Source organism: Streptomyces abyssalis (assembly GCF_001751365.1).
Taxonomy (GTDB): domain Bacteria; phylum Actinomycetota; class Actinomycetes; order Streptomycetales; family Streptomycetaceae; genus Streptomyces; species Streptomyces abyssalis.
In genome coordinates this window covers 228244-252140 of the sequence record NZ_LJGT01000036.1, presented here as the reverse complement: position 1 = coordinate 252140, position 23897 = coordinate 228244, and the positions used below count along the sequence as shown (strand labels likewise).

The 23897-nt window shown below is 71.9% G+C and carries 23 protein-coding genes and 6 tRNA genes; 19 read left to right on the top strand and 10 right to left on the bottom strand.

The genetic code is table 11. The annotated features are described in order from the left end of the window. Positions 1 to 125: 125 nt before the first annotated feature. Complete coding sequence (gene cobA / locus AN215_RS01905; protein WP_079122601.1) at positions 126 to 1445, top strand: uroporphyrinogen-III C-methyltransferase; 1320 nt, start codon at positions 126 to 128, stop codon at positions 1443 to 1445. Positions 1446 to 1458: 13 nt separating this feature from the next. After that, positions 1459 to 2265 (top strand): TrmH family RNA methyltransferase, encoded by an 807-nt coding sequence (locus AN215_RS01900; protein ID WP_070012584.1) that lies wholly within the window; start codon positions 1459 to 1461, stop codon positions 2263 to 2265. Between the two features lie 76 nt (positions 2266 to 2341). Here AN215_RS01900 and AN215_RS01895 read toward each other — a convergent pair whose 3' ends face one another. Then, positions 2342 to 3985 carry a serine/threonine-protein kinase gene (locus tag AN215_RS01895; protein ID WP_079122600.1) on the bottom strand — a complete coding sequence of 548 codons (1644 nt, stop codon included), beginning with the start codon at positions 3983 to 3985 and terminating at the stop codon, positions 2342 to 2344. A 752-nt stretch (positions 3986 to 4737) separates the two neighbouring features. Between AN215_RS01895 and AN215_RS01885 the strand changes: the two genes are divergently transcribed. From AN215_RS01885 to AN215_RS01875, 3 genes are all read left to right on the top strand, one after another. Beyond that, entirely contained in the window at positions 4738 to 4947 is a 210-nt protein-coding gene (locus AN215_RS01885) for a hypothetical protein (protein ID WP_070012586.1), read from the top strand. 138 nt (positions 4948 to 5085) lie between these two features. Further along, a complete protein-coding gene (locus tag AN215_RS01880; RefSeq protein WP_079122599.1) occupies positions 5086 to 6210 on the top strand; it encodes a phosphotransferase family protein in 1125 nt (374 codons plus the stop codon). Positions 6211 to 6249: 39 nt separating this feature from the next. Beyond that, entirely contained in the window at positions 6250 to 6564 is a 315-nt protein-coding gene (locus tag AN215_RS01875; protein WP_070012587.1) for a TFIIB-type zinc ribbon-containing protein, read from the top strand. Between the two features lie 95 nt (positions 6565 to 6659). Here AN215_RS01875 and AN215_RS01870 read toward each other — a convergent pair. The 5 genes from AN215_RS01870 to AN215_RS01850 form a co-directional block, all read right to left on the bottom strand. After that, positions 6660 to 6731: transfer RNA gene (locus AN215_RS01870), tRNA-Val, on the bottom strand. A 235-nt stretch (positions 6732 to 6966) separates the two neighbouring features. Beyond that, the gene (locus tag AN215_RS01865; protein WP_245694149.1) at positions 6967 to 8808 is read right to left on the bottom strand and encodes a sugar-binding protein; all 1842 of its coding nucleotides are present in this window, start codon (positions 8806 to 8808) and stop codon (positions 6967 to 6969) included. A 289-nt stretch (positions 8809 to 9097) separates the two neighbouring features. After that, positions 9098 to 9169, bottom strand: a tRNA-Val gene (locus AN215_RS01860). A 1-nt stretch (position 9170) separates the two neighbouring features. Continuing rightward, a tRNA-Cys gene (locus AN215_RS01855) sits at positions 9171 to 9244 on the bottom strand. Between the two features lie 30 nt (positions 9245 to 9274). Then, positions 9275 to 9347: transfer RNA gene (locus AN215_RS01850), tRNA-Gly, on the bottom strand. A gap of 202 nt (positions 9348 to 9549) precedes the next feature. On the opposite strand from AN215_RS01850, the gene AN215_RS01845 reads away from it, so the two are divergent. The 3 genes from AN215_RS01845 (at position 9550) to AN215_RS01835 (ending at position 12462) form a co-directional block, all read left to right on the top strand. Next, positions 9550 to 10737 carry a chorismate-binding protein gene (locus AN215_RS01845; protein ID WP_079122598.1) on the top strand — a complete coding sequence of 396 codons (1188 nt, stop codon included), beginning with the start codon at positions 9550 to 9552 and terminating at the stop codon, positions 10735 to 10737. After that, positions 10734 to 11555, top strand: coding sequence for an aminotransferase class IV (locus tag AN215_RS01840; protein WP_070012589.1), 822 nt, complete (start codon positions 10734 to 10736; stop codon positions 11553 to 11555). The genes AN215_RS01845 and AN215_RS01840 overlap by 4 nt, the downstream gene beginning before the upstream one ends. Before the next feature lie 73 nt (positions 11556 to 11628). Next, positions 11629 to 12462, top strand: a complete 834-nt coding sequence (locus AN215_RS01835; protein WP_070012590.1) for a GNAT family N-acetyltransferase — start codon at positions 11629 to 11631, stop codon at positions 12460 to 12462. Here the strand turns inward: AN215_RS01835 and AN215_RS01830 are convergent. After that, the gene (locus tag AN215_RS01830) at positions 12447 to 12959 is read right to left on the bottom strand and encodes a DsbA family protein (protein WP_070012591.1); all 513 of its coding nucleotides are present in this window, start codon (positions 12957 to 12959) and stop codon (positions 12447 to 12449) included. The two genes, AN215_RS01835 and AN215_RS01830, sit on opposite strands and share 16 nt — an antisense overlap. 103 nt (positions 12960 to 13062) lie before the next feature. On the opposite strand from AN215_RS01830, the gene AN215_RS01825 reads away from it, so the two are divergent. After that, a complete protein-coding gene (locus tag AN215_RS01825; RefSeq protein ID WP_070012754.1) occupies positions 13063 to 13572 on the top strand; it encodes a hypothetical protein in 510 nt (169 codons plus the stop codon). Positions 13573 to 13724: 152 nt separating this feature from the next. Next, positions 13725 to 13943 (top strand): hypothetical protein, encoded by a 219-nt coding sequence (locus tag AN215_RS01820; protein WP_070012592.1) that lies wholly within the window; start codon positions 13725 to 13727, stop codon positions 13941 to 13943. A gap of 60 nt (positions 13944 to 14003) precedes the next feature. Here the strand turns inward: AN215_RS01820 and AN215_RS01815 are convergent, their stop codons facing one another. Continuing rightward, positions 14004 to 14585, bottom strand: coding sequence for a CGNR zinc finger domain-containing protein (locus AN215_RS01815; RefSeq protein WP_070012593.1), 582 nt, complete (start codon positions 14583 to 14585; stop codon positions 14004 to 14006). 189 nt (positions 14586 to 14774) lie between these two features. Further along, positions 14775 to 15188 (bottom strand): SsgA family sporulation/cell division regulator, encoded by a 414-nt coding sequence (locus AN215_RS01810; RefSeq protein ID WP_003959770.1) that lies wholly within the window; start codon positions 15186 to 15188, stop codon positions 14775 to 14777. A 190-nt stretch (positions 15189 to 15378) separates the two neighbouring features. Between AN215_RS01810 and AN215_RS01805 the strand changes: the two genes are divergently transcribed. From AN215_RS01805 to AN215_RS01790, 4 genes are all read left to right on the top strand, one after another. Continuing rightward, positions 15379 to 15699 (top strand): TIGR02611 family protein, encoded by a 321-nt coding sequence (locus AN215_RS01805; protein ID WP_070012594.1) that lies wholly within the window; start codon positions 15379 to 15381, stop codon positions 15697 to 15699. A gap of 60 nt (positions 15700 to 15759) precedes the next feature. Beyond that, positions 15760 to 15831: transfer RNA gene (locus AN215_RS01800), tRNA-Val, on the top strand. 321 nt (positions 15832 to 16152) lie between these two features. Next, positions 16153 to 16629: an SRPBCC family protein gene (locus AN215_RS01795; RefSeq protein WP_070012595.1), complete on the top strand. Its 477-nt coding sequence runs from the start codon at positions 16153 to 16155 to the stop codon at positions 16627 to 16629. A gap of 33 nt (positions 16630 to 16662) precedes the next feature. Then, a tRNA-Val gene (locus AN215_RS01790) sits at positions 16663 to 16734 on the top strand. Between the two features lie 555 nt (positions 16735 to 17289). Here the strand turns inward: AN215_RS01790 and AN215_RS01785 are convergent. Then, positions 17290 to 17976 (bottom strand): 3'-5' exonuclease family protein, encoded by a 687-nt coding sequence (locus AN215_RS01785; RefSeq protein WP_107374254.1) that lies wholly within the window; start codon positions 17974 to 17976, stop codon positions 17290 to 17292. A gap of 212 nt (positions 17977 to 18188) precedes the next feature. Between AN215_RS01785 and thrS the strand changes: the two genes are divergently transcribed. The 5 genes from thrS to AN215_RS01760 all read left to right on the top strand — a co-directional run bounded on the left by thrS (position 18189) and on the right by AN215_RS01760 (position 23894). After that, on the top strand, positions 18189 to 20165 hold the full coding sequence (gene thrS / locus AN215_RS01780; RefSeq protein WP_070012596.1) for a threonine--tRNA ligase: 1977 nt from the start codon (positions 18189 to 18191) through the stop codon (positions 20163 to 20165). A 99-nt stretch (positions 20166 to 20264) separates the two neighbouring features. Then, entirely contained in the window at positions 20265 to 20825 is a 561-nt protein-coding gene (locus AN215_RS01775) for an HIT family protein (protein ID WP_070012597.1), read from the top strand. A 400-nt stretch (positions 20826 to 21225) separates the two neighbouring features. Continuing rightward, a complete protein-coding gene (locus AN215_RS01770) occupies positions 21226 to 22275 on the top strand; it encodes a LacI family DNA-binding transcriptional regulator (RefSeq protein ID WP_245694147.1) in 1050 nt (349 codons plus the stop codon). A 192-nt stretch (positions 22276 to 22467) separates the two neighbouring features. Beyond that, on the top strand, positions 22468 to 23421 hold the full coding sequence (locus AN215_RS01765; protein ID WP_070012599.1) for a ribokinase: 954 nt from the start codon (positions 22468 to 22470) through the stop codon (positions 23419 to 23421). A gap of 2 nt (positions 23422 to 23423) precedes the next feature. After that, positions 23424 to 23894, top strand: a complete 471-nt coding sequence (locus AN215_RS01760) for an RpiB/LacA/LacB family sugar-phosphate isomerase (RefSeq protein WP_070012600.1) — start codon at positions 23424 to 23426, stop codon at positions 23892 to 23894. Positions 23895 to 23897 lie beyond the last annotated feature (3 nt).

Below are 23897 nucleotides of genomic sequence, written 5' to 3'. Positions count from 1 at the left end.
GCGGAACAGCGTCCGCACCTCCCGCGCCATAGTCTGTACGCGAGGCATGTCCCCACCGCACACGCACTTCCTCCGCCGCTCCAGCGCCGTAGCGGCCCGTTCCGCAAGCAAGGAGCCGCACGCGCATGTCCGAGCCCGAGCCCCCGACGAACGGAAACGGGACGGAAACCAGGGACGCTCCCCGGCCCGGCGCCGGGAGGGACCACCCCGCCTACCCCGTCGGCCTCCGCCTCGTCGGGCGCCGCGTGGTGGTCGTCGGCGGAGGCGTCGTCGCCCAGCGGCGGCTCCCCGCACTGCTGGCCGCCGGCGCGGACGTGCTGCTGATCGCCCCCGCCGTGACCCCTTCCGTCGAGGCCATGGCCGACGCGGGCGAACTGACCTGGCGGCAGCGCCCGTACACCGGCGGAGACCTGGACGGCGCCTGGTACGCACTGATCGCGACCGACGACCCCGCCACCAACCAGGCGGCCTCCGCCGAGGCCGAGGACCGCCGCGTGTGGTGCGTACGCAGCGACGACGCCTCGGCCGCCACCGCCTGGACCCCGGCCACCGGTCAGAGCGAGGGCGTCACCGTCGCCGTCCTGACGGGCCGCGACCCCCGCCGCTCCGCGGCCGTCCGCGACGCGGTCGTCGAAGGCCTGCACGACGGTACGCTCGGCGCGCCCCGGCACCGCGGCCGTACCGGGGGAGTGGCCCTCGTCGGCGGCGGCCCGGGCGACCCGGACCTGATCACGGTGCGCGGCCGGCGGCTGCTCGCGGAGGCCGACGTCGTCGTCGCGGACCGGCTCGGACCGCGTGACCTGCTGGCCGAACTGCCCCCGCACGTCGAGGTGATCGACGCGGCGAAGATCCCCTACGGACGCGCCATGGCGCAGGAGGCCATCAACGACGCCCTCGTCCAGCACGCCAAGGCCGGAAGGTCCGTCGTGCGGCTCAAGGGCGGCGACCCGTTCGTCTTCGGCCGTGGCATGGAGGAGGCGGAGCAGCTCGCCGAGGCGGGCGTCCCGGTCACCGTCGTGCCCGGCATCACCAGCGCCGTCAGCGTCCCGGGCGCCGTGGGCATCCCGGTCACCCACCGGGGAGTCGCGCACGAGTTCACGGTGGTCAGCGGCCATGTGGCCCCGGACGACCCGCGGTCGCTCGTCGACTGGCCCGCGCTGGCACGCCTGCGCGGCACCCTCGTACTGCTGATGGCGGTGGAACGCATCGGCGCCATCGCGGAGACCCTCGTGCGGCACGGCAGGGACGCCGCTACGCCGGTGGCCGTCGTGCAGGAGGGGACGATGGCGGGGGAGCGCCGCGTCGACGCCACGCTGGCGACGGTGGCGGAGCGTTCGGCCGCGGAAGGCGTACGGCCGCCCGCGGTCATCGTCGTCGGAGACGTGGTCTCCGTCGGGAGCACCGCCCCCCGCGAAGACCCGGCCGAAAACGGAAACGGAAGCTGAGCCGAAGTCAACCGTGGCTGACATCATCCCCGTCGACGACCCCGCCGACCCCCGGTTGTCCGACTTCACGGACCTCACCGACGTCGAGCTGCGCCGCAGACGCGAGCCCGCCGAGGGCCTGTTCGTGGCAGAGGGCGAGAAGGTCATCCGCCGTGCCGCCCAGGCCGGTTATCCGATGCGCTCGATGCTGCTCTCCGAGAAGTGGCTTCCGGTCATGCGGGACGTGCTCGATCAGGTGCGGGCACCCGCTTACGTGATGAGCCCGGAGGCCGCCGAGCAGGTCACCGGCTACCACGTGCACCGTGGTGCCCTGGCCTCCATGGGACGCACGCCCCTGCCGGAGCCCGGGGCCCTGCTGGCCACGGCCCGGCGTGTGGTGATCATGGAAGCGGTCAACGACCACACCAACATCGGGGCGGTGTTCCGCAGCGCGGCGGCGCTCGGCATGGACGGGGTGCTTCTCTCCCCGTCCTGTGCCGACCCGCTCTACCGGCGCTCCGTCAAGGTGTCGATGGGCGCGGTCTTCTCGGTCCCGTACGCGCGGCTCGGCACATGGCCCGGCGGACTGAAGCCGGTTCGCGAGGCAGGCTTCCGGCTGCTCGCATTCACTCCGGACGAGGACGCCGTACCGCTCGACGACATCGGGGCACACCGGCTGCCGCGGGTGGCGCTGCTGCTCGGCGCCGAGGGGGACGGCCTGTCCGCGCGGGCGATGAGGGCCGCCGACGACCGGGTCCGCATCCCGATGGCGCACGGCGTGGACTCGCTCAACGTCGGCGCTGCCGCGGCGGTCGCCTTCTACGCGGCGACGAGGACGTGACCCGGGTCGCGTGAGGAGAGACGCGTAAGGAGAGGCGCGTAAGAGGGGGTTCGGCTTCAGCCTCGGTCCTGCGGTGTCAGCCGCCGGCCGGAGCCCCCTGGACCGGGGCATTGTCAGCCGGTGCCGCCGGTGCGGGAGCCGGATGGCTGCCCAGGCCGCGCGCAGGCCCCTGGCAGCCCTGTGCCGCCGCGATCCCCAGCGCCACGAGCAGGGTGACCGTCACGAACACGATCAGCCGCTGCCGCAGCAGCCTCCGGTCCGCTCCGCGCCGCGCGGAGCCCGGCCCCTGATCGCGCCCTGCCGCGCCCTGCCGCCGCGCCTGGCCCCCGCGTCCCGCGGCGTTGCCGCCGCCGGCGCGCGTGGCCGTCCGCGCCGTGGGGCGGCTCCCGGCTCCGGCTCCGGTGGCGCGGTCGCCGTTACGCGGTGCCGAAGTGCGGGGCGAGCCCGCATGACCGCCCGGCCCGCCTGACGAGGAGCCGCCCGCGGTGGCCGAGGACCCCGACACGCCGGTCGCCCCTTGACTTCCGTGGTCGCGGTGGTGCTCGCGGTGCCGCTCCCGCTCCTGACGGGGCGCCTGGGCCGGCCGCTGCCGTCCTCGCTCCTCGGAGCGCCGCAGGCGGCCCCGGTCGCCCGGCGGCCTCGACCGCGGAACCGGACCCGCCCCGCCGCGAGCCGGTGATCCTGCCGAACCACCGGAGGTGAACGGCCTGTTGGCGCTCGTCCCGGTGCCCGTGGCCCGCGCGGCCGGCGGGTGCCCTCCGCTCGCGGAACCGCCGCCCGCGACGCCCCGGCCGTCCGCTGCCCCCGCCCCGTCGGAGCCGTAATAGCCGTGGGAACCGTGCGAGGCGCCGCTCCCGGCGTCGGCACCCGGCGTTCCGCCCGGCTGCTCCGACAGGCCGCGCGCCTCGCGCGTCGCGATCTCCTTGAGCCGGAGGGAGAGCTGGAGGGGGCTCGGACGCTCCTCGGGCAGCTTCACCAGGCACGCGTGGATGAGCGGAGCGAGCGCAGCGTGCACGCCCTCCAGCTGAGGCTCCTCGTGCACCACGCGGTACAGCATCACTTCTGAACTGCCCTGCCCGAAGGGGGAGTCGGCGGTCGCCGCGTACGCCAGCGTCGCGCCCAGTGCGAAGACGTCCGTCGCGGGGGTCACCAGTGCGCCCCGTACCTGTTCGGGTGCGAGGAACCCGGGCGAGCCCACGGCCGTGCCCACATGCGTCAGCGTGCTCGCGCCCGTGGCCCAGGCGATGCCGAAGTCGATGATGCGCGGGCCCTTGGGCGAGAGCAGGATGTTGGACGGCTTCAAGTCACGGTGTACGACGCCCGCCTCGTGCACGGCGACCAGCCCTTCGGCCAACGCCGCCCCGATGGAAGCGACTTGGCTCGCCGGAAGCGGGCCCGATTCGCTCACCTTGTCATGCAGCGAGGGGCCCGGCACGTACTGCGTGGCGAACCACGGCCTGTCCGCGTCCAGATCGGCCGCAACCAGCCTGGCCGTACAACCGCCACGGATGCGGCGCGCGGCGGAGACCTCGCGGGCGAAGCGCGAGCGGAACTCCTTGTCCTCGGCGAGATCCGGACGGATGACCTTCAGCGCGACCCGCTGCCCCCGCCGGTCGGAACCGAGGTAGACCACGCCCATGCCGCCGGCGCCGAGGCGCCGGTGCAGCCGGAACGAGCCGACGACTCGCGGATCCTCGCGTCGGAGCCGCATCATCGCCATGTCGTTCCCCTGCCTGAGGTGGTGGGCCCTTCCCCTGCCTCCGGCGGGGAGTCCCCAGCCGGTGGCCGGGGAGCCCTTGGTCGTTTCCCAGCGCGTCCGTCTGACGAGGCACAGCTTACGGACTGCTGCCACGCGGCGACGACAGGCCGCGCACGAGGCGCCGTACGCTTTGCCCCGGCCGCATGAGCCATGCCTGTCCGCTCCCAACTGGCGTGCCCGGCCCGGCGGGAGCCGACTCGGTGCAGGTCAACACCCCTTCCGCACACGTGACTTGACGGCAGGTAACGCTCTGGCCGGTTCTTGGGCCGCCCAGCCGGACGAGCCGCCCGCCCATTGCGTACCCACGGCCCGGCGACGGGACTTGACGAGGTGTCGGGCCCCGGCCGGGACAGCCGTGGTGAGCGAAGTCACCTGCTCACATCGCCTGGTGAACCTTCCCCTCGGACGAACGGGCGCACCCCTCCCACCGGCGTGCGACCTGCAGGGGAGGCCCCTGGGGCGCGCTGCGCGCGGCCCCGTCACGTCCCGTGTGCGCACACCCTTCCGGGAAGACCCTCGTGCCGGTGGTGTCGGCCTCCACCCTGGGGAGTATCCGGCCGGTCCCGCTGTCATCCTGCGGGAGGCCCCTCAGTCGATACGCGGGCATGACGCCCGGTCCCCGCCGCCCGCCTAGTCTTCTTGCAAGCGGCGGGCGAAGCACTCGTCCCCCGAGGTCAGTCGCCCGCCGCCCCAGGAGACGACGGGAGCGGATCATGGCGCACACGGCAGAGCGCGCGGTACGCAGAGCACGGGGACGGCTGGTGGCGATCGCCGCGATCGGCACGCGTGCGAGCGGCCGTCGTCATCCGCTGGTGGCGGCCGCCATGGTGCTGCCGCTGGCCATCGTCCTGGCCATCGCCTTCGGTGCGGTGCAGGCGGTGATCACACAGGCGTCGTCCGTGGCCGGAATGCTGGGGCACTGAACGGTGCTCCGGGCTCGGGAGAGCGGCCCGAGTCGGGGATGACCCGGCCATCAGCCCCGTGGGGACGGGGGTGCGACGGACGGCATTGAGGTCCGGGCAGCTGGGGAGCTGCCCGGACCTCACGCATGAGCGTCCGCCATGCGTACGATCGTCTGCAGGCCGCTGCGGTCCCTGCACGAGTCGGCGCCGCCGCACGAGTCGCTGGGGGGGACGGTGCCGACGACACCCACGCTGACCGCCCGGCTGTGCGCCCTCGTGGAGGAGGCGGCCGGGCCGCGACCGACGCAGTCCGCCGCACCAGCACCGGTCGTCCTCGCCGACCGTCCCGACGGCACGGTCGTCGCCTTCGGCGGCCTCGTCGCCAAGGCACATCCGCCCGCCACGGACGCAGGCACGGCCGACCTGACCGTACGGCTGCGCGTCGCCGCCCACCCGCGCCTCGCCGGCATCATGCTGGCGCCGCTCGCGCCCGGCGGGCTCCCGGCCGAACGGACCCGTGACGTACGCCCCTTGCGGCTGGACGGCGACCGGCCGGCCACGCTCTGGCCGCGCGGCGTCCCCGTCGACCCCGATGCCCCCGGCTCCGCCCCCTGGCAGGAGGCAGGCGCCCTGCTCGCCGGTCTGCATTCCGTGCCGCCGGACGCGCTCTCGGCGCAACTGCCCGGCCCGCTGCCCGCGATGCGCGGTCCGGCGAAGGCCGCCAGGGCAGTCGGCCGGATGCGTGCCGCGCTGGGCCGCGGCGCCGCCGCTCCGGCCCTCGTAGCGGCGTCCGGGGCAGCCGAGGCCGCCTGGGCGACGCTTCCCGCCTGGTGCCGGAACGAGGAGCCGCCGGAGCCGTCACGCACCGGCACGCTCTGCCACGGCGACTTCCATCTGGGCCAGTTGGTCAGACAGCCGGGGACCGGCGGCGTCTGGCAGCTCATCGACGTCGACGACCTCGGGCTCGGCGATCCGGCGTGGGACCTCGCCCGGCCCGCCGCCTGGTATGCCGCCGGGCTGCTGCCGACCGCGTCCTGGAACACCTTTCTCGGTGCCTACCAGGCCGGGTCCGGCACGGCCCACCTCGACCCCTGGCCCCGGCTGGACGCCCCCGCGCGCACCCTGACCGTACAGACGGCGGCACTCGCCGTCGCCAAGGCGCACGCCGCCGGACGTTCCCTGGACGAAGCCGAATCGGCATGCGTGGATGCCTGCGGACGAATAGTGGCCGCCGCCGCACCAGGACAACCGGACGAAACGGGCCTTAGGCTTGACTTGCCTTAGCCGAGCGGTGAATTCACGGGTGTGGAGGAGAAGTTGCATATGCAGTGTCCCAAGTGCGGTGCCCCGATGCAGACGTTCAACCGCAACGGCGTCCAGATCGAGCAGTGCGGCGGCTGCCGCGGCATCTTCCTCGACTACGGTGAACTCGAATCGCTCACAAGGCTGGAGTCCCAGTGGCAGCAGCCCCCGGGTCCGCCGCCGGCCGCACCCTACGGCCAGCAGGGCCACGCCCCGCCGCAGGCCTATCCCGCAGCCCCGGCCTGGGGTGCCCAGCACCACGGCAAACATGGGCATCACGGCCACCACAAGCACGGCCACAAGCGCGGCTTCGGCCACATGCTCTTCTCGTCATGAGCCGTGCCTCTGCGCTCAGTTGAGCTGACAGAGGCAGCTGAGCCGCCCCGCACAGAAGAAGTGCCCCGGCCGAGGACGGCCGGGGCACTCTCACGTGCGCGGTACTGGGATTGAACCAGTGACCTCTTCCGTGTCAGGGAAGCGCTCTCCCGCTGAGCTAACCGCGCGGGCTGTTGCGACAGAGATATTGTCACGCCCTGACCTGCAAGACAAATCCGCTACCGTCCGCGGCCGTCCACACCTGTACGCGTCCGTCGCGACGCCCCGGGGCACGGCCCGGCGTACTGCCGCTGCAGCCCGGCGCCCCGTGACGGCGGTGCGGCAGCGGCCGACGGCCGGTGTGAGCACGCGAGTTCACCTCGGCCCTGCCCGGCGGGTGCTCCGGCAGCCGGCGCGGGCCCGTCAGCGAGGGCCGCAGGGGCGTGGGCCCCCGGCGACCGGGATGCCGGTGCGACGGGCCTGGGCGACGGAAGCGGGGGAGTCCTCGCTGCGTGCCGCCTCGGTCGGGATCTCGGCGTCGGCCGGGACCGTCGGACGGCCCGGCGGCGGCGTGTAACCCTCCAGGCGGGCGGTGCCCCACACGTACGGATCGGCCTGTGCGCTGCCGAACGGCGACCACGCCAGCCGGGTCTGGCCTGTCTTGTCCTGGGTGTCGGAGTCGTACACGAGGATGTTCGCCGCGAACCGCTCGGGATCCGCAGCGGCCGGCAGCTCCCCGAGCGGGATCTTCACCTCGACCGTGTAGCCCCGGTACGGTTCGCCGACCGCTGCGGCGACGCGCATTCCCGGCGCCGTCTTCTCGGCGGGACCCTGGCGGTTGTCGGCGTCCCGCTCCGCGGCCGGGCCGCCGTCCGGTGCCGTGAAGGGGAAGATGCCGGTCTTGAAGGTGACCGAGGTGTCGTCGCCGTCGCCGCGGGGATCGAGCGCGATCTCGACGGAGTCGGTCCGCCAGTGCCTCTTGGCGTCCTCCTTGTCCAGGCGGGTCCCCTCCCGGTCGTCCGTCACCGTGACGAGTACGAAGAGGTCGTCGCCGTGCCGGGACATCTTCGCCGTCGCCGAGCAGTCGGTGTCCGTCGCCTCGTCGCCTTCCCAGTGCCGCAGGCGCAACCGGGGGCCGGGATACTCGCCGTCGCCTTCGATTCCGTTCAGTACGGGGGCCGCGTCGACCTCGGGCACCGTGGTCGACGGCGGCGCCGGGTATTCGGGCTGCGCGTTGTTGGCCAGCCAGGGCAACCCCACCCGGCGCGTCCACGCGCGGAACTCGGCGTACACGGGCCTGAGTTCGCCCTGTCCCCGTACGGGCGCCCTGACGGCACGGCCCTTCTCCGCCAGCACGCTGAACCAGTCCGAGCCGAGCTTCCCGGGGTCCGTGGGAACCTCGGGCGGCATCGCGGACCAGCCCTGACTGCGGTACATGCGGGCCGCGTCCCGCTCCACCTGGGCCCAGGACTTCCCGTGCTCGCGCGAGATGTGCCCCGACCAGACGCCGACGACCGGCAGCCCGGTGTCCGGGTCGGTGCGCCGTTCCTCGGGCGCTTCCGGCCCGAGAAGACCGGAGAAGCCGTGATTCTGCGACAGCAGCCGGCGAGGGTGCCACGGCCTCAGACCCTCGCACGTCATCTGCTCGGGGAAGGCCCGCTCGTCACCGGCCAGGAAGTACGCCTCGATCGCCAGCCGTGCCGACATCTGGTGCCCGCCGTGCTGGTTGAACGGCCGCGGGTCCATGGTCACGACGGTGTGCGGCGTGGCCATGCGGAACAGCCGGACCATCCGCTCCAAGGTGTCCCGCTCGTGCCAGATCCGCTCGGTCAGCGGGGCGGAGAGCGTGTACCAGAAGTCTGGTTTGTCCAGGTAGAAGATGTTTTCGATGCCCGCGAGCGCGGTTGCGGAACGCTCCTCGCCCTCCCGCAGCATGCCGAGCGGCGCGCCCTCCTCCGGGCCGACCGCGTTGCCGCCGCCCTCCCCGCGGGTGATGGTGACGACGCCTGTGCGCAGTCCCCGGCGCTCGCGCCACAAGCCGAAGGTGGACAGGTTTCCCGCCTCGTCGTCCGGGTGCGCGCTCACGAACAGCACGTCGTGGTGGGCGGGGTCGCTGCGGCCGCCGGAGCCCCGACTTCGTTCAGCGGCACTCGCCGTGGGCGTTCCCGCCGCGTACACAGCGCCCACCAGGCCGGAAGCCATGGCGGCGGTGACGCGCCGCCGGGAGGGCCCCGTCGTGCCGGCTTCCTCACTCGCGTCGGCCACGATCCAACCGCCCCTTCTTCAGCCCGCGGACCATACCGGCCGTAACTCTTCGGCAACCCCCTGCTTCAAGGCAAGACCCGGCGCCGGGAGACGGAAGAATCGCGGGGCGCCTGCGCCGCACCGGGCAGCGTGGACAGGCGGGTTGGGAACAGCCGCACCCGAAATCCGGACCACGCGGCGCCAGTTGCTGCGCCTTCACAGTGGCCCACGCCGAACGGGCGGGCACAGCCCCGCGCTCGGCCACGCACAAGGGCCGTCTCCCGCGTCGGGAGACGGCCCTTGGCCTGTGTGGACGATACTGGGATTGAACCAGTGACCTCTTCCGTGTCAGGGAAGCGCTCTCCCGCTGAGCTAATCGTCCTTGGAGGTGGAGACGGGATTTGAACCCGTGTAGACGGCTTTGCAGGCCGTTGCCTCGCCTCTCGGCCACTCCACCGAGGCGGGAGTCGTGTGAACCCCCACACAGAGCGGACGACGAGATTCGAACTCGCGACCCTCACCTTGGCAAGGTGATGCTCTACCAACTGAGCCACGTCCGCATGTGCTGCCGTCGCCGTCAGCTTGCGCGTCCCGGCGACGGGTTGAACTCTAGCGGATATCGCTGCCAGCTCAAATTCTGTTTGCTCTCCGTGACCGCCCCCGCGGCCCGCCGAGCTGCGGCGCGGGCTCTCCGCGACAACCACGAGAGCCCCTCGCGGTACCGGGCGAAGGCCTCCGTCGCCGCCCCATAGACTCGCTCATGTGTACGCCCCGTCGCCCTTCGCCCGATTCGGCTCCCTGCTCGCCACCGACCTGCTCGACGTCACCAGTGACCCCGCCGCCCTGGAGTCCGCGGGCTGGTGGGCGGTCGTCGCGGACTTCGAGGGCCGGCTGCTGTGCGCGCGCTTCGGCGACGTACGCGAGACGGCGAAGCCCCGGGCTGCGTCCCCCCGCCCGGCAGCGCTGCCTGCGGCGGTCGTCCCCGCGGCCACCCGGTGGCGCGGCCCCGCCCCCGGCGCGTGGACCAGCTCCATGGACCGAGCCGCCTACACCGCGGGAGTACGGCGCATCCGCGAGCACATCGCCGCCGGCGACGTCTACCAGGCGAACCTCTGCCGCGTTCTGAGCGCGCCGCTTCCCGACCCCGGCCCCGACGCCTCCGACATCGCCGGTCTCTCGGCCCTCCTGGCGGCCGGCAACCCGGCCCCGTACGCGGGCGCCGTGCGACTGCCCGCGTACGGGGTGGAGGTGGCCACGGCCTCCCCGGAGCTGTATCTGCGCCGCTCCGGCGGCACCGTCACCTCGGGGCCGATCAAGGGCACGGCCCGTACGCCCGACGGGCTTCTGGAGAAGGACCACGCCGAGAACGTGATGATCGTCGACCTGGTGCGCAACGACCTGGGCCGCGTATGCGAAGCCGGCTCGGTCACCGTTCCCGGCCTGTGCGAGATCGAGCAGCACCCGGGCCTCGTCCACCTCGTCTCCACCGTGCGCGGCGAACTCCCCGCCGGCACCGGATGGCCGGACCTCTTCCGGCACACCTTCCCCGCGGGCTCGGTCACCGGCGCCCCCAAGCTGAGCGCCCTGCGGATCATCGGCGAGCTGGAGAGAAGTCCGCGCGGCCCGTACTGCGGCGGCATCGGCTGGGCCGACGCCGACCGGGGCACGGGCGAGCTGGCGGTGGGCATACGCACCTTCTGGATCGAACGCCGCACCCCGGCCGCCGGAGCCACGGCCCCCGGCCCCGCCGTGCTGCGCTTCGGCACCGGCGCCGGCATCACCTGGGGATCCGACCCGGAGGCGGAGTGGGAGGAGACCGAACTCAAGGCATCCGGGCTGCTCAAGGTAGCGTCGGACGTGCGGCATCACCCTGTGCCCCGGGTCCGCGAGGTTGCCCGGGCGCCCGAGGTGCCGCGCTCCACGGCGACGAGCGGAAGGAGAGCCCCGTGAGGATCTGGCTCGACGGCGGACTGCGGGACGTCGACGACGCACACGTCTCCGTCCTGGACCACGGACTGACAGTCGGCGACGGGGTCTTCGAGACGGTCAAGACCACGGACGGCACACCTTTCGCCCTTACGCGGCACGTCGAGCGCCTCGCGCGGTCGGCCCGCGGACTGGGCCTGCCCGAGCCCGACCCGGACGAGGTGCGCCGTGCCTGCGCCGCCGTCACCGCCGCCGAGCCGGTGCCGCTCGGCAGGCTCCGCATCACCTATACCGGAGGGCCGTCGCCGCTGGGCTCCGACCGCGGTGACGTCCGGCCCACCCTCGTCGTCGTCCTCAGCGAGTCGCCCCGTCGCCCCGACACCACGGCTGTGATCACCGTCCCCTGGACCCGCAACGAGCGGGGCGCGCTGACGGGCCTGAAGACGACCTCGTACGGGGAGAACGTCCTCGCCCTCTCCCGGGCACACGAACAGGGCGCGGGCGAGGCCCTGTTCGCCAACACCCGGGGCCGCCTGTGCGAGGGCACCGGCACCAACGTCTTCGTCGTGCTCGACGGTGAACTGCACACGCCGCCCGTGGAGTCCGGCTGCCTCGCCGGCATCACCCGCGCGCTGGTCGCGGAATGGTGCGGCGCGCGGGAGACGGACCTGCCCCTCGACGCCCTGGAGCGCGCAGAGGAGGTCTTCCTGACCTCGTCGCTGCGCGACGTACAGGCCGTGCACCGGGTCGACAGCCGCGAACTGCCCGGCGCCCCCGGCCCGGTCACCCTCAAGGCCATGCGGCTCTTCGCCGAGCGCTCAGCGGCGGACATCGACCCGTGAAGCGCCCGCCGCCGCCCCGCACCGACGGTGAAACCGCGTGACGCCGGGCAGTTCAGCCGGGTAGAACTCGAACGTGACCACCACGCTGCGGCCGACCGGCCCCGACCAGTACGACGCGGACAGCGTGCGCTCCCGCTCGTACGACATCTGCGTGAACAGCCGTCCCGTCGGCCTTCTCCGCCTGACCGTCGATCCGCAGTACGGGCCCGTGACGGGCCGCGTGACGCAGCTGGTCGTCGACGAACGCGAGCGGCGGCGCGGACGCGGAGCCGTAGCCGCCCTCGCTGCGGAGGAGGTGCTGCGCGACTGGGGCTGCCGTCGAGTGGAGATCACCGTCCCGGCCAGGGCGGAGGCCGCGCTGGGGCTGGTGGCGGGTCTCGGCTACCGCGAGCGCAGCCGCAGCATGATCAAGCAGCTCGGCGAGGAGCCGCGGCTCCCGCCGGGCAGCACCGACCGGCCGATGACCGAGGCCGAGTTCCCCGCCTGGGTCGCCGGCGGGCGGCCGAAACTGCTGCGGATGTTCGCGGACCGCGGTGTCCCGGACAGCGAGCTGGAATCGCGGGCCGACGAGTCGAACCGGGCGCTGCTGCCCGCAGGCGTGCACACACGCGGGGCGGTGCTGCGCGTGCTCGTCCACGAGGGCGCCGACGTCGGCTCCGTGTGGATCGAGACGGCGCGCAGCCCGCGCAAGGACACCGACAGCTACGTCTACGAGGTCGAGGTCGCCGAGCAGCAGCGGGGCCGGGGCCACGGCCGCTCGCTGATGCTCATCGCAGAACGCGAGTCCCTCGCGGCCGGGGCCCGGGTGCTCGGCCTGCATGTCTACTGCGCCAACACACCGGCGCTGCGCCTGTATTCGTCACTGGGCTACAGCGCCGTGGAGCAGCACTTCTACAAGCCGCTCTGACGCGTCAGCCCGTCGGCGATCTCCTCGATCCGGCCCCTGAGCCCTTCCTGGCTCTTTCCGCCGTCGAGGCGCTGCCCGCCGATGACGTACGTCGGTGTGCCCTTCACCCCGATCGCCCTGCCCTCAGCCTGGTCGGCGTCGACGATCAGCAGGTGCCGCCCGTCGATCAGCGCGCTCTCGAACTCCCCGGCGTCCAGGCCCAGTTCGCGGGCCACCTCCAGCAGCAACTCCTCACCGCGGTCCGCGAGTTCGGCGTGGCGCCTGAGCACGGCCGCCGTGTAGGCGTCCCCCTTGCCCTGCGCGAACGCCTCCTCCGCGGCCTGCGCCGCGGCGTAGGCGTGCTTGTGCTTCTCCAGCGGGAAGTGCCGCAGCCGGATCTCCAGCCGCTCGCCGTACCGCTCGCGCAGCGCGTCGAGGTCTCCCTGGGCGCGGTGACAGTCGGGGCACTGCAGCTCGCACCAGTAGTCGAGCACGGGGCTGGAGGAAGCGTCGTCCATGCGCACAGTCTCTCAGTCCCGCGCATGGCTCATTACCCCGAGATCTCCCTGAATACGGGGACCGGCATGGCCTCTCACGTGCGCACGTAGCAAAATGGGCGGCATGCTGACCACGACCGTGTGCGCCGCGCTCTCCGCGGCCGGCCTGGCCGTCGCGTTCCTGACGGCTTTCCGGCGGCGCTTCGCCGCCGCCACCCGCATCGCGGCATTCTCGCTGGTCCCGGTCGGGCTGGCCATGTCCGGCCTGATCGGGCTGGCCGGAAAGATCGGTAAGGCGGTGGGCACCTGGGCCGCCGACCTCGTGCTCAAGCCCTCCGTCTGGGCGGGATTCGCGGTCCTTGCCGTCGCGTTCGTGCTGTATGTCATCGGGCGCTTCGCCGGCAGAAGGTCCCGCAGCAAGGGCGGCGCGGAGCCCCGCGCCACGGCTGCCGGGCCGGGTCGTGCCGCCGCCTCCGGTACGGCGAATGCTCCCGCCCTCGGCTCCGGCGGGCCCGCCTCGTCCACGGGGCAGGCGCGAAAACAGGGGTCCGGCAAGCCGGCGAAGTCCGCCTCCGACGGCGACACCGAGGACTTCTCCGACATCGAGGCAATCCTCAAGAAGCACGGCATCTGACGCACACGCCAGCGCACAGCAGCCGCAGCCGTGCACATCCGGCTCCACCTACCACGTTCATCACCACAGCACCGGACGTACCCATGAACTCCACCGTGCCGTGGGCGTGTTGACCTTCGCCGGGGTGCGGGCTGCGTCATCATCACCGCGAGATGGACATGACGCCGAATCCCCCGGCCGAGCTCGCCGAGCCGCCCTCCGCGCCTGCCGCGACCGCCCAGCCCGTCAACATCCCTGTGCTGCCCGAGGTGCAGCTGGCCGAGCAGAAGGGCTGCCTCTACGCCCTGTCCCAGCCGCCGTTGATGTTCTTCCTGGCGTTCATCGCGGTCCTCCTCGCCATCACCGGCGCCCACGACCTCTTCCTGGACTGAGCGCCTCTGCGGCCGTGCGCCGGGCCGGCCGGCGGAACGGGCGGCCGGGGCCGGCGCCGCTCAGCGCCGAGCCGTCGTCTCCGTGGACTCCGCGGAATCGCGCTGGCGCGCGCGGTAGGCCGCGACATGGAGCCTGTTACCGCACGTACGGCTGTCGCAGTAGCGCCGGGACCGGTTCCGCGAGAGATCCACGAACGCCCGCCGGCAGTCCGGAGCGCCGCACCGGCGCAGCCGGTCCCGCTCCCCGGAGACGATGACGAAGGCCAGGGCCATGCCGCCGTCGGCGGCCAGGTGGTGCGAGACGGAGGCCCCCGGCGCGAAGTAGTGCACGTGCCAGTCGTAGCCGTCGTGGTCGGTCAGCTGAGGAGTCGTCCCCGCTTCGGCCACCAGCGCGTTGACGAGCCCGGCGGCCGTACGGTCGTCGCCCGCCTCGAAGACCCGTGCGAAGCGCTCCCGCACCGACCGCACGGCGCTCAGATCCTGGGCCGTCAGCGCGCCGACGTCGCTGAGGCTGTTGCGCTCCACGTACGCCCCGAGGTCGGCCACCGAGACGAGCCGGTCGGGCCGGTCGCCGTCGGCAGCGGTGTTCAGCAGATCCACCACGTCGTCGAGCGCGCACCGGGTGTCGTGGTTGATCTGCACGGGTCGCTCCTCGGGTCTGACCGACGGGTCCGGTGCGCAGAGACTAACCCCTGCGACGCACGGCGACGCCGCCACCGACGGAGCCCGGCTCAGCCGGGTCGGTCGGTGACGGCGTCTTCGTGCGTACCGTGCTGCCGAGGGAGGCGCAGCCGTCGCCCCGAGTCGGACGGCTGCGCGGGACCAGTGGGCTCAGCTCTCCGCGAGGATGTGCGAGAGCTCTGTGTCGAGGTCGAAGTGTCGGTGCTCGGTGCCGGGTGGCACGGCCGCGTCGGTTCGCTTGAGGAAGGACTCCAGGGCCCGCGCCGGGGCCTCGAGCAGAGCCTCGCCCTCGGGGGAGCTGAGGGCGATGCAGACGACTCCCTGGCCGTGGCTCCGGGAGGGCCATACACGTACGTCACCGGTGCCTGTGGGCCTGTGCAGACCCTCGGCGAGGAGATCGCGGGCGAAGACCCATTCAACGGTCTCCTCGGCGCCGGTGTGGAAGGTGGCGTGGACGGCATAGGGATCGGCCGTGTCGTACCGCAGCCCCGCGGGTACCGGCAGTGATGACTCGCTCGAAACAACGAGGCGCAGGTGCAGCTCGCAGCTGACCGTGGTGTTCATAAGCGCCAGGGCCTTTCGCTCAGTGTGCGCTCGGGGGTTCGCACGTCGGCGAAATCGACATGCCACGTACTCGTCGGTTGTAAACCCCTCTGACCGTTTTGCGAGTAATGCAGCCCTTGATATGGCCTATGGCGTTTTTGTTGGGTAGGGCTATTCCGGTGACGGGGCCGACTTCGGTTACGTTGGGCATATGTACGCAGAGAGTGACCGGAGACCCCTGGGTTCACGGGCCCCGCGGTTCATCAAGGCGTCGAAGCCCCTGCATCGCACCTGGCAGGTGGTGATCTTCCTCCTCGGCCTGGCGGTCGTGGCCGGCGGCGTTGTGCTGCTGCCACTGCCGGGTCCGGGCTGGCTGATCATCTTCGCGGGCATCGGACTGTGGGCGACCGAGTTCCCCTGGGCGCAGCGTGTGCTGCGCTGGACGAAGCGGCAGTTGCTGGAGTGGACACACTGGTGGAGGGAGCGGCGACTGGAGCGCCGGGAACGCAAGCAGGGGGCACGTGTGCGGTAGCGCGGGGCTCCCGCGGCGTCATGAGCAGGACCTGACATGCGGTAATCTTGCGGGCGCAGCGGGCGATTAGCTCAGCGGGAGAGCGCTTCGTTCACACCGAAGAGGTCACTGGTTCGAACCCAGTATCGCCCACCGCTTCCACCGGGGTCCGGGCTTGAGCCCAGGGCCCCGGTTCTGCATATGAGCAGTTGTGGTGTGCCGTTCTTCCTGCCTTCCTGCGGCGGCTTCACGGTGCGTTTCTCCGTGTAAGGGAGATACAGCGGGAATTCACTTCATCGGTAAATTCGGGTGGGCCCATTTCGAAGTGCCCGGTGGCCGAAGTCCCGCTGGAACGGACGAATTCGGCGACGGGCCACAACGTACGCCCGGCTCCCGGCGGTGACAGGATGCCGGAGGCTTCGCGGCCGCGGACACGAACGGCGGTCCGCGGTGCGGAGCGTGAGGAGTGAGCCGATGAAGTCCAGCCGCCACCGCTTCGTCTTCCGCAGCGTCTGGCGCCTCGACGCACACCCCGCGCGGGTCTTCGCCGCGTTGGAACGAGCCGGGGAGTACCCCGAGTGGTGGCCCCAAGTGCGGGAGGTGCACGCGCTGGAGGAGTCGTCCGGGCGCGGGCGCATCCGCTCCGTGCTGCCGTTCGACCTTCGGATCACCGGGAGGGCCGTGCGGCACGATCCCGCCGCGGGCGTCCTTGAGATGGAGATCGACGGCGATGTCGCGGGCTGGGCGCGCTGGACGGTGAGAGAAGGCGGACCCTCGCGCTCCGGTCGCACGGTCGCCGTGTACGAGCAGCAAGTGGAGGTGCGCAGGCCGCTGATGCGGCGTCTGGCGGTGCCCGCACGGCCGTTCCTGCGGGCCAACCACGCGTTGATGATGCGGGCGGGCCGTCGGGGGCTGGAGCGGTGGCTCCGAAGGGGTTTGGATGATGACTGAGCGGCACTGTATGGTTCTGCACGTGCCGCGAGCGGGCGATTAGCTCAGCGGGAGAGCGCTTCGTTCACACCGAAGAGGTCACTGGTTCGAACCCAGTATCGCCCACGAGGTCGAGGGTGGAGTGTGTCCGCAGGAAACGCGGACCGCTTCGCCCTCGTCGTTTTTGCTCGGCTTCGCCTCGCGTGGCGGGGGCTTCGCCACCCGCACCCCCTTGGCATCCATGGGCGGCGTTTGCAGAGTCGTGGGCCCTTCCGCGCTCGTCGTTCTTGTTCGGCTTTGCCTCGTGTGGCGGCGGGGGCTTCGCCATCGGCGCCCCCCTTTGGTGTCGGTGCGGGGTGTCCGCAGGAGGCGCGGACCGCTTCGCCCTCGTCGTTCTTGTTCGGCATTGGCTCGCGTGGCGGGGGCTTCGCCACCCGCACCCCCTTGGCATCCATGGGCGGCGTTTGCAGAGTCGTGGGCCCTGCCGCGCTCGTCGTTCTTGTTTCGGCTTTGCCTCGTGTGGCGGCGGGGGCTTCGCCATCGGCGCCCCCCTTTGGTGTCGGTGCGGGGTGTCCGCAGGAGGCGCGGACGGCTTCGCCCTCGTCGTTCTTGTGCGGCATTGGCTCGCGGGGCGGGGGCTTCGTCGCTCCGTCTCGTTGTGTGCAGCAGGACGGCTTGGGCTCAGGCGGCTGTCATCGGGCGCAGTGGCCATATGTGGTCCGCCGGTTTCCGCGTTCCGCTGGTGAACCACGCGCCCGGGCCGCGTGCTTCGGCCGCGAACCAGATCGCCTGGAGAGTGTGCAGTGCCGGGGGCGTGAGACCGGCGAGCTGCGGTGCGAAGTGACGGCCGAGCGCCCGTGCGAGCGCCAACGTGGCGGCCGCCGCTCCCTCCGGGGCGGAATCCGCCGGAGCGGGTACGCCGTAGTGGTCGCACAGCGCCGCGAGGCCGCGGCACTGGGCAGGGGCTGCCGAGGTGCGGTTCAGGCGTCGGTGGAGAAGCACGGGATCGATCACACACATGCTCCGGGTGCCGAGGCAGCCGGTGAGCGGAGTGTTCCGGTGCCGTCTCAACTCCCGGTCGAGCAGCGTCAGATCGTAGGGGGCGTCCATGACGACGAGGGGTTTTCCGGTGGCGTGCGACGCCAGCGAGCGGGCCACGACGTACGCCTGATGCCCCTCGCCGGCGCCGGGGGCGGCGGGCAGCGTGTGCGTCTCGACCGGCGCGGCCACTGCCTGCTGTGCGGCGACCGCTGCGGCGTGGAGCCGGTCGTGTTCGGGGTCGGGGCCGGTGGCAGTGCCGGGCTGCGGCGCGGGACGGCGGGCGTCCAGGGCCAGTGCCGCGAGCGGCCCCTCGTACCACGGGGTCATGGCACCACTCCTGTCCGTAAGAGGCCCGCGCTGCTGATACCGCACTCCGTGACGCGTCAATCACGGGTGGCCGGGCGGGAATCGCGCCGGCTCGCGCCCGCTGGTGGTGAGGGGCCCGTAATCGTTTCGCGGGAAGGGGTGTGCTCTCGGTACGATTCCACCTGCGCTCGACGCTCGTCGGCGCTCTGCGAAATGAGAGTCAGGAGAGACCGGTGACCGATGTCCGTGTGATCATCAAACGCGATTCCGAGCGGGAAGAGCGAGTGGTGACGACGGGCACGACGGCCGCCGCTCTCTTCGAGGGCGAGCGTTCGGTCGTGGCCGCGCGTGTGGCCGGGGAGTTGAAGGACCTGGCGTACGAGGTCGCCGAGGGCGACGAGGTCGAACCGGTGGAGCTGACCAGTCCGGAAGGGCTGGACATCCTCCGCCACTCCACCGCTCACGTCATGGCTCAGGCGGTGCAGGAGCTCTACCCCGAGGCCAAGCTGGGCATCGGGCCACCCGTGCGCGACGGCTTCTACTACGACTTCGACGTACCGGAGCCCTTCACCCCGGACGATCTCAAGCTCATCGAGAAGAAGATGCAGCAGATCCAGAAGCAGGGGCAGCGCTTCTCCCGCCGCGTCACCACCGACGAGGACGCGCGGGAGGAGCTGGCGGACGAGCCGTACAAGCTGGAGCTGATCGGGCTGAAGGGCTCTGCTGCGGACGCGGCCGAGGGCGCCTCCGCGGAGGTCGGCGCGGGTGAACTGACCATCTACGACAACCTGGACGCCAAGTCCGGCGAGCTGTGCTGGAAGGACCTGTGCCGTGGCCCGCACCTGCCGACGACCAGGGCGATCCCGGCGTTCAAGCTGATGCGCAGCGCCGCGGCGTACTGGCGCGGCAGCGAGAAGAACAAGCAGCTGCAGCGCATCTACGGCACCGCGTGGCCGACCAAGGACGAGCTGAAGGCGTATCTGGAGTTCCTCGCCGAGGCCGAGAAGCGTGATCACCGCAGGCTCGGTACCGAGCTCGACCTGTTCTCGATCCCGGAGGAGCTGGGCTCGGGGCTGGCCGTCTTCCATCCCAAGGGCGGCGTCGTACGCAAGGTGATGGAGGACTACTCGCGGCAGCGGCACGAGGAGTCCGGGTACGAGTTCGTCAATACCCCGCACATCTCCAAGGAGCAGCTGTTCGAGACCTCCGGGCACCTGCCGAACTATGCGGAGTCGATCTTCCCGCCGCTGGAGTTCGAAGGGCAGAACTACCGGCTCAAGGCCATGAACTGCCCGATGCACAACCTGATCTTCAAGGCGCGTGGCCGCTCGTACCGCGAACTGCCGATGCGGCTTTTCGAGTTCGGGACGGTCTACCGGTACGAGAAGTCCGGCGTCGTGCACGGCCTCACCCGCGCCCGCGGCTTCACCCAGGACGACTCGCACATCTACTGCACCAAGGAGCAGATGGCCGACGAGCTCGACAGCCTGCTCACCTTCGTGCTGGGCCTGCTGCGTGACTACGGCCTGAACGACTTCTACCTGGAGCTGTCCACCCGCGAGGAGGGCAACTCCAAGTTCATCGGCGAGCCCGAGGAGTGGGAAGAGGCCACCGAGGCGCTGCGCGATGCCGCCGGCAAGCAGGGTCTGGAGCTGGTGATGGACCCGGGCGGCGCCGCGTACTACGGGCCGAAGATCTCCGTGCAGGCGAAGGACGCCATCGGCCGGACCTGGCAGATGTCCACGATCCAGGTCGACTTCCAGCAGCCGAAGCGCTTCGGACTCGAGTACACGGCGGCGGACGGCTCCCGGCAGCAGCCGGTGATGATCCACCGCGCGCTCTTCGGCTCGATCGAGAGGTTCTTCGCGGTGCTGCTGGAGCACTACGCGGGTGCGTTCCCCGCGTGGCTCGCTCCGGTGCAGGCGGTGTGCATCCCGATCGGCGACGCACATGTGCCGTATCTGGAGGAGTTCGCGGCTGAGGCCGGGAAGAAGGGCCTGCGCATCGAAGTCGACTCCTCCTCGGACCGGATGCAGAAGAAGATCCGCAACGCGCAGAAGTCCAAGGTCCCCTTCATGATCATCGCGGGGGACGAGGACGTGTCCGCCGGAGCGGTCTCCTTCCGCTACCGCGACGGCACGCAGAAGAACGGCGTACCGCAGAACGAGGCGGTCGCCGAACTGCTGCAGGCGGTCGAGCGCCGGGCGTAGCGTCCTCGTGGGCGCGTCCGCACGGCGTGCCGGTCCGCGGGCGTACGGGCGGGGTTCCGGGAATCACCCTGGGGCCCTGCCCGGTACCTGGGAAGTTTTATGCTGGCCCGCATGACGAGCGAGCCGGAACAGCAGATCGGGGTCGGAACGCCGGATGCGTTCCAACGCCTGTGGACACCGCACCGCATGGCGTACATCCAGGGTGAGAACAAGCCCACCGGCCCCGGCGCGGACGACGGCTGTCCCTTCTGCACCATCCCGGCCAAGAGCGACGAGGACGGCCTTGTCCTCGCGCGCGGCGAGCACGTCTACGCGGTGCTCAACCTCTATCCGTACAACGGCGGGCACCTCATGGTCGTCCCGTTCCGGCACGTCGCCGACTATCCCGGGCTGACCCGCGAGGAGACGGCCGAACTGGCCGAATACACCAAGCGTGCGATGAAGACGCTGAAGGCCGCGGCCGGAGCTCAGGGGTTCAACGTCGGAATGAACCAGGGGTCGGTCGCGGGCGCCGGCATCGCCGCGCATCTGCACCAGCACGTCGTCCCGCGGTGGGGCGGCGACACCAACTTCATGCCGGTCGTGGGGCATACGCGGGTGCTTCCCCAACTCCTCGCGGAGACACGGGCGATGCTGGCCGACGCCTGGCAGGACGGCTAGAGCCTTCCGGCTGACGGCTGACGGCTGACGGCTGACGGCTGACGGCTTCCGGGGTCGGGGCGTGGCAGCGCGCGAAGGTGCCGTGCGCCCGCCCTGGCCCGCGCCCCCGCGCAGCGGACACAAGGGCCGCAGACGTCCTGCCTGCCTGATCAACCTTCGAGCGCCTCCAGCGCGCTGCCGTCCCGTGGCGTCGGGTGGCGGCGTACGGCTTGCCGGAAAATCCCGGACGAACTCTTGACGAGGGAACGGGGGCCCTTCAGGATCCTCCATGGAATCGTTTCCATGGAAACGATTCCGACCGGCCCGTTCCGTCCGGTCCGTTCAGCAGAACGGTCCCGGAGCCGGGGCGGCGGCGGATGCGCAACCCTTCCGTACCGAAAGGCCCGCGATGGAAAACACCGTGACCATCAAGGACGTGGCAGCCCGCGCGGGTGTCTCCGTCGGTACTGCCTCACGGGTGCTCAGCGGCAGCACCTCGACGTCCGCCGCCTCGCGTGAACAGGTCCGGGCGGCCGCCGCCGAACTCGGCTACCGGCCGGACGCCCGGGCACGGGCTCTTCGCTCGGCCCGCAGCCACGCGGTGGCCCTGCTCGTCTCGGACGTACGCAATCCGTTCTTCGCCGACATCGCACACGGGGCCGAACAAGCCGCACTCGCCTCGTCGTACGTCACGCTGCTCGCCAACGCCAATGAGGACACGGTCCAGCAGGACACCTACCTGGAGGCGTTTCTCACCCAGCGGGTGGACGGCATCATCATCGCCCCGCAGGGGGAGGGGAGCGGCAACCTCCGTGACATCGAACAGGCCCGTCTGCCGTTGGTCTTCGTCGACCGGACCGTCGAAGGCTTCGACGTTCCCAGCGTGACGGCGGACAACGCGCAGGGCGTGGACCTGGCGCTGGCTCATCTGGCCTCACAGGGCCACACCCGCATCGGGTTCATCGGCGGACCGATGGCCGTCTCCACGGGCCGTGCCCGGCATGACGCGTTCCTCAGATCGGTCGCCCGGCACGGCCTGGACGACGACCCGGAACTGATCGCCGCCGGCGACTTCCGCAGCGCCAGCGGCGGCACGGCGGCGGCACGTCTGCTCGCCGCCCGACGCCCACCGACCGCCCTGCTCGCCGCGGACAGCCTGATGGCGGTCGGCGCACTCGGCGAGGTGCGCCGGCAGGGCCTCCGCATCGGACGGGATCTCGCGCTCGTCGCGTTCGACGACATCGAGTGGTTCGGGGAACTCGATCCGCCGATCACCGTCGTGGCCCATTCGGCGCGCGAGTTGGGCGAGACCGCGATGCGGCTGCTGCTGGAGGTCATCGAAGGGCGGCCTGCCGAGTCGGTCGTCCTTCCGATGGAGCTGGTGGTCCGTCAGTCCTCGGCCTGCCGGCAGGCGACCGGTGAGCAGCCGTCCGTACTGCTGACACCGGGACCGCGTCCGGGGACGGCCTAGCCGTCACCGGTGGGGCCGCGGCGGCCCGGGCGCCGCTCCGGCCGCCCGGCGGCGCCCCGCCAGGTGACCCCGGCGGCAACCCCCGGTCCACGCGGTGCCGCACCCGCACTGTCCCTCACCCACACCCCACGCACCGCACCCACTCACACGCCCACACGCCCGCGAACACCCAGCCCCGGACGGGAAGTCGCCATGCCGTCAGTGCACGTCGTCGGAAGCCTCAACGCCGACCAGGTGATGGAAGTGCCCGCCTGCCCACGGGCGGGGGAGACCGTGCTGGGCTCCGGGATGCGGATCAGTGCCGGCGGGAAGGGAGGCAACCAGGCTGCCGCCGCCGCTCGCGGGGGCGCCCGTACGACCATGGTCGGAGCGACCGGCGCCGACGCCCATGGACGGCTCGTACGCCGGGCCCTGGCCGAAGCCGGGGTGGAGACCGCCTCCGTACGCACCGTCCCCGACGTGCACACGGGCGTTGCCATGGTCCTCGTCGAACCCGGTGGCGACAATCGCATCGTCATCGCTTCCGGCGCCAACTCCCGGCTCACGGAGGAGGACGCCGAGGCGGGGCTGGCGGCCGTCGAACCCGGAGACATCGTCCTGCTCCAACTGGAGGTCCCGGCCCCCGTCGTGAACCACGCGGCACGGCTCGCCAGATCACGGGGCGCCACCACCGTGCTGAACGCGGCGCCGGCGCCCGCCGATCTGAGCTGTCCCGCCCCCGGCAGCCACGACGTACTGGTCGTCAACGATCCGGAGGCCCGGGCCGTCGCCGGGCTGCTCGGGATACCGACGGACTCGCCGGAGGAGCGCGTCGTCGCCCTCGCGCAGGAGCTGGACGCGCTGGTCGTGTGCACGATGGGGGAGCAGGGCGCCTACGCCGCCGGGTCCGGCAGGGGCGAACCGGTTCTCCACGTGCCCGCCTTCCCGGCCGACGCGGTCGACACCACCGCGGCGGGCGACACCTTCACCGGTTATCTGGCCGCGGCCCTGGCCGGCGGAGCGGACCTGCCCGACGCCCTGGCAGGAGCCTCGACGGCGGCCGGGCTGAGCGTCACACGCAGCGGCGGCATGACATCGATTCCCGCGCTGCGCGAGGTCTGCGAAGCTCGCGCGGCCCATCCCCTCACCACTACTGCGGAGGTCTGACAATGCGCGTCGCACTCGGCAACGACCACGCGGGGCTCGGGCTCAAGGAGCATGTGCGCCAGGTCCTGCTGCGCCTCGGACACGAGGTGCTGGACCGGGGGCCCGACACCGACACCCCCGTCGACTTCCCCGACATCACGCACGCCACCTGCGACGCGGTGCGCAGAGGCGAGGCCGAGCGGGCCGTGCTCGTGTGCGGCACCGGCGCGGGCGCACTCATGGCCGCCAACAAGATCGCAGGCATCCGGTGCGGCCTCGGACATGACGTGTACTCCGCCCATCAGGCCGTCGAGCACGACGACGCCAACGCGATCGCCATCGGTGCCTGGCTGGTGGGTCCCGCTGTCGCGACCGAGGTGCTCGAAGCGTTCCTCGCCGCGACGTTCGACGAGGACGACGACACCGTGCGCCGCGTCGCCAAGCTCCGTGAACTGGAACTCCGGTCGGCACGGGAACTCGCCGACCAGACCTGACTC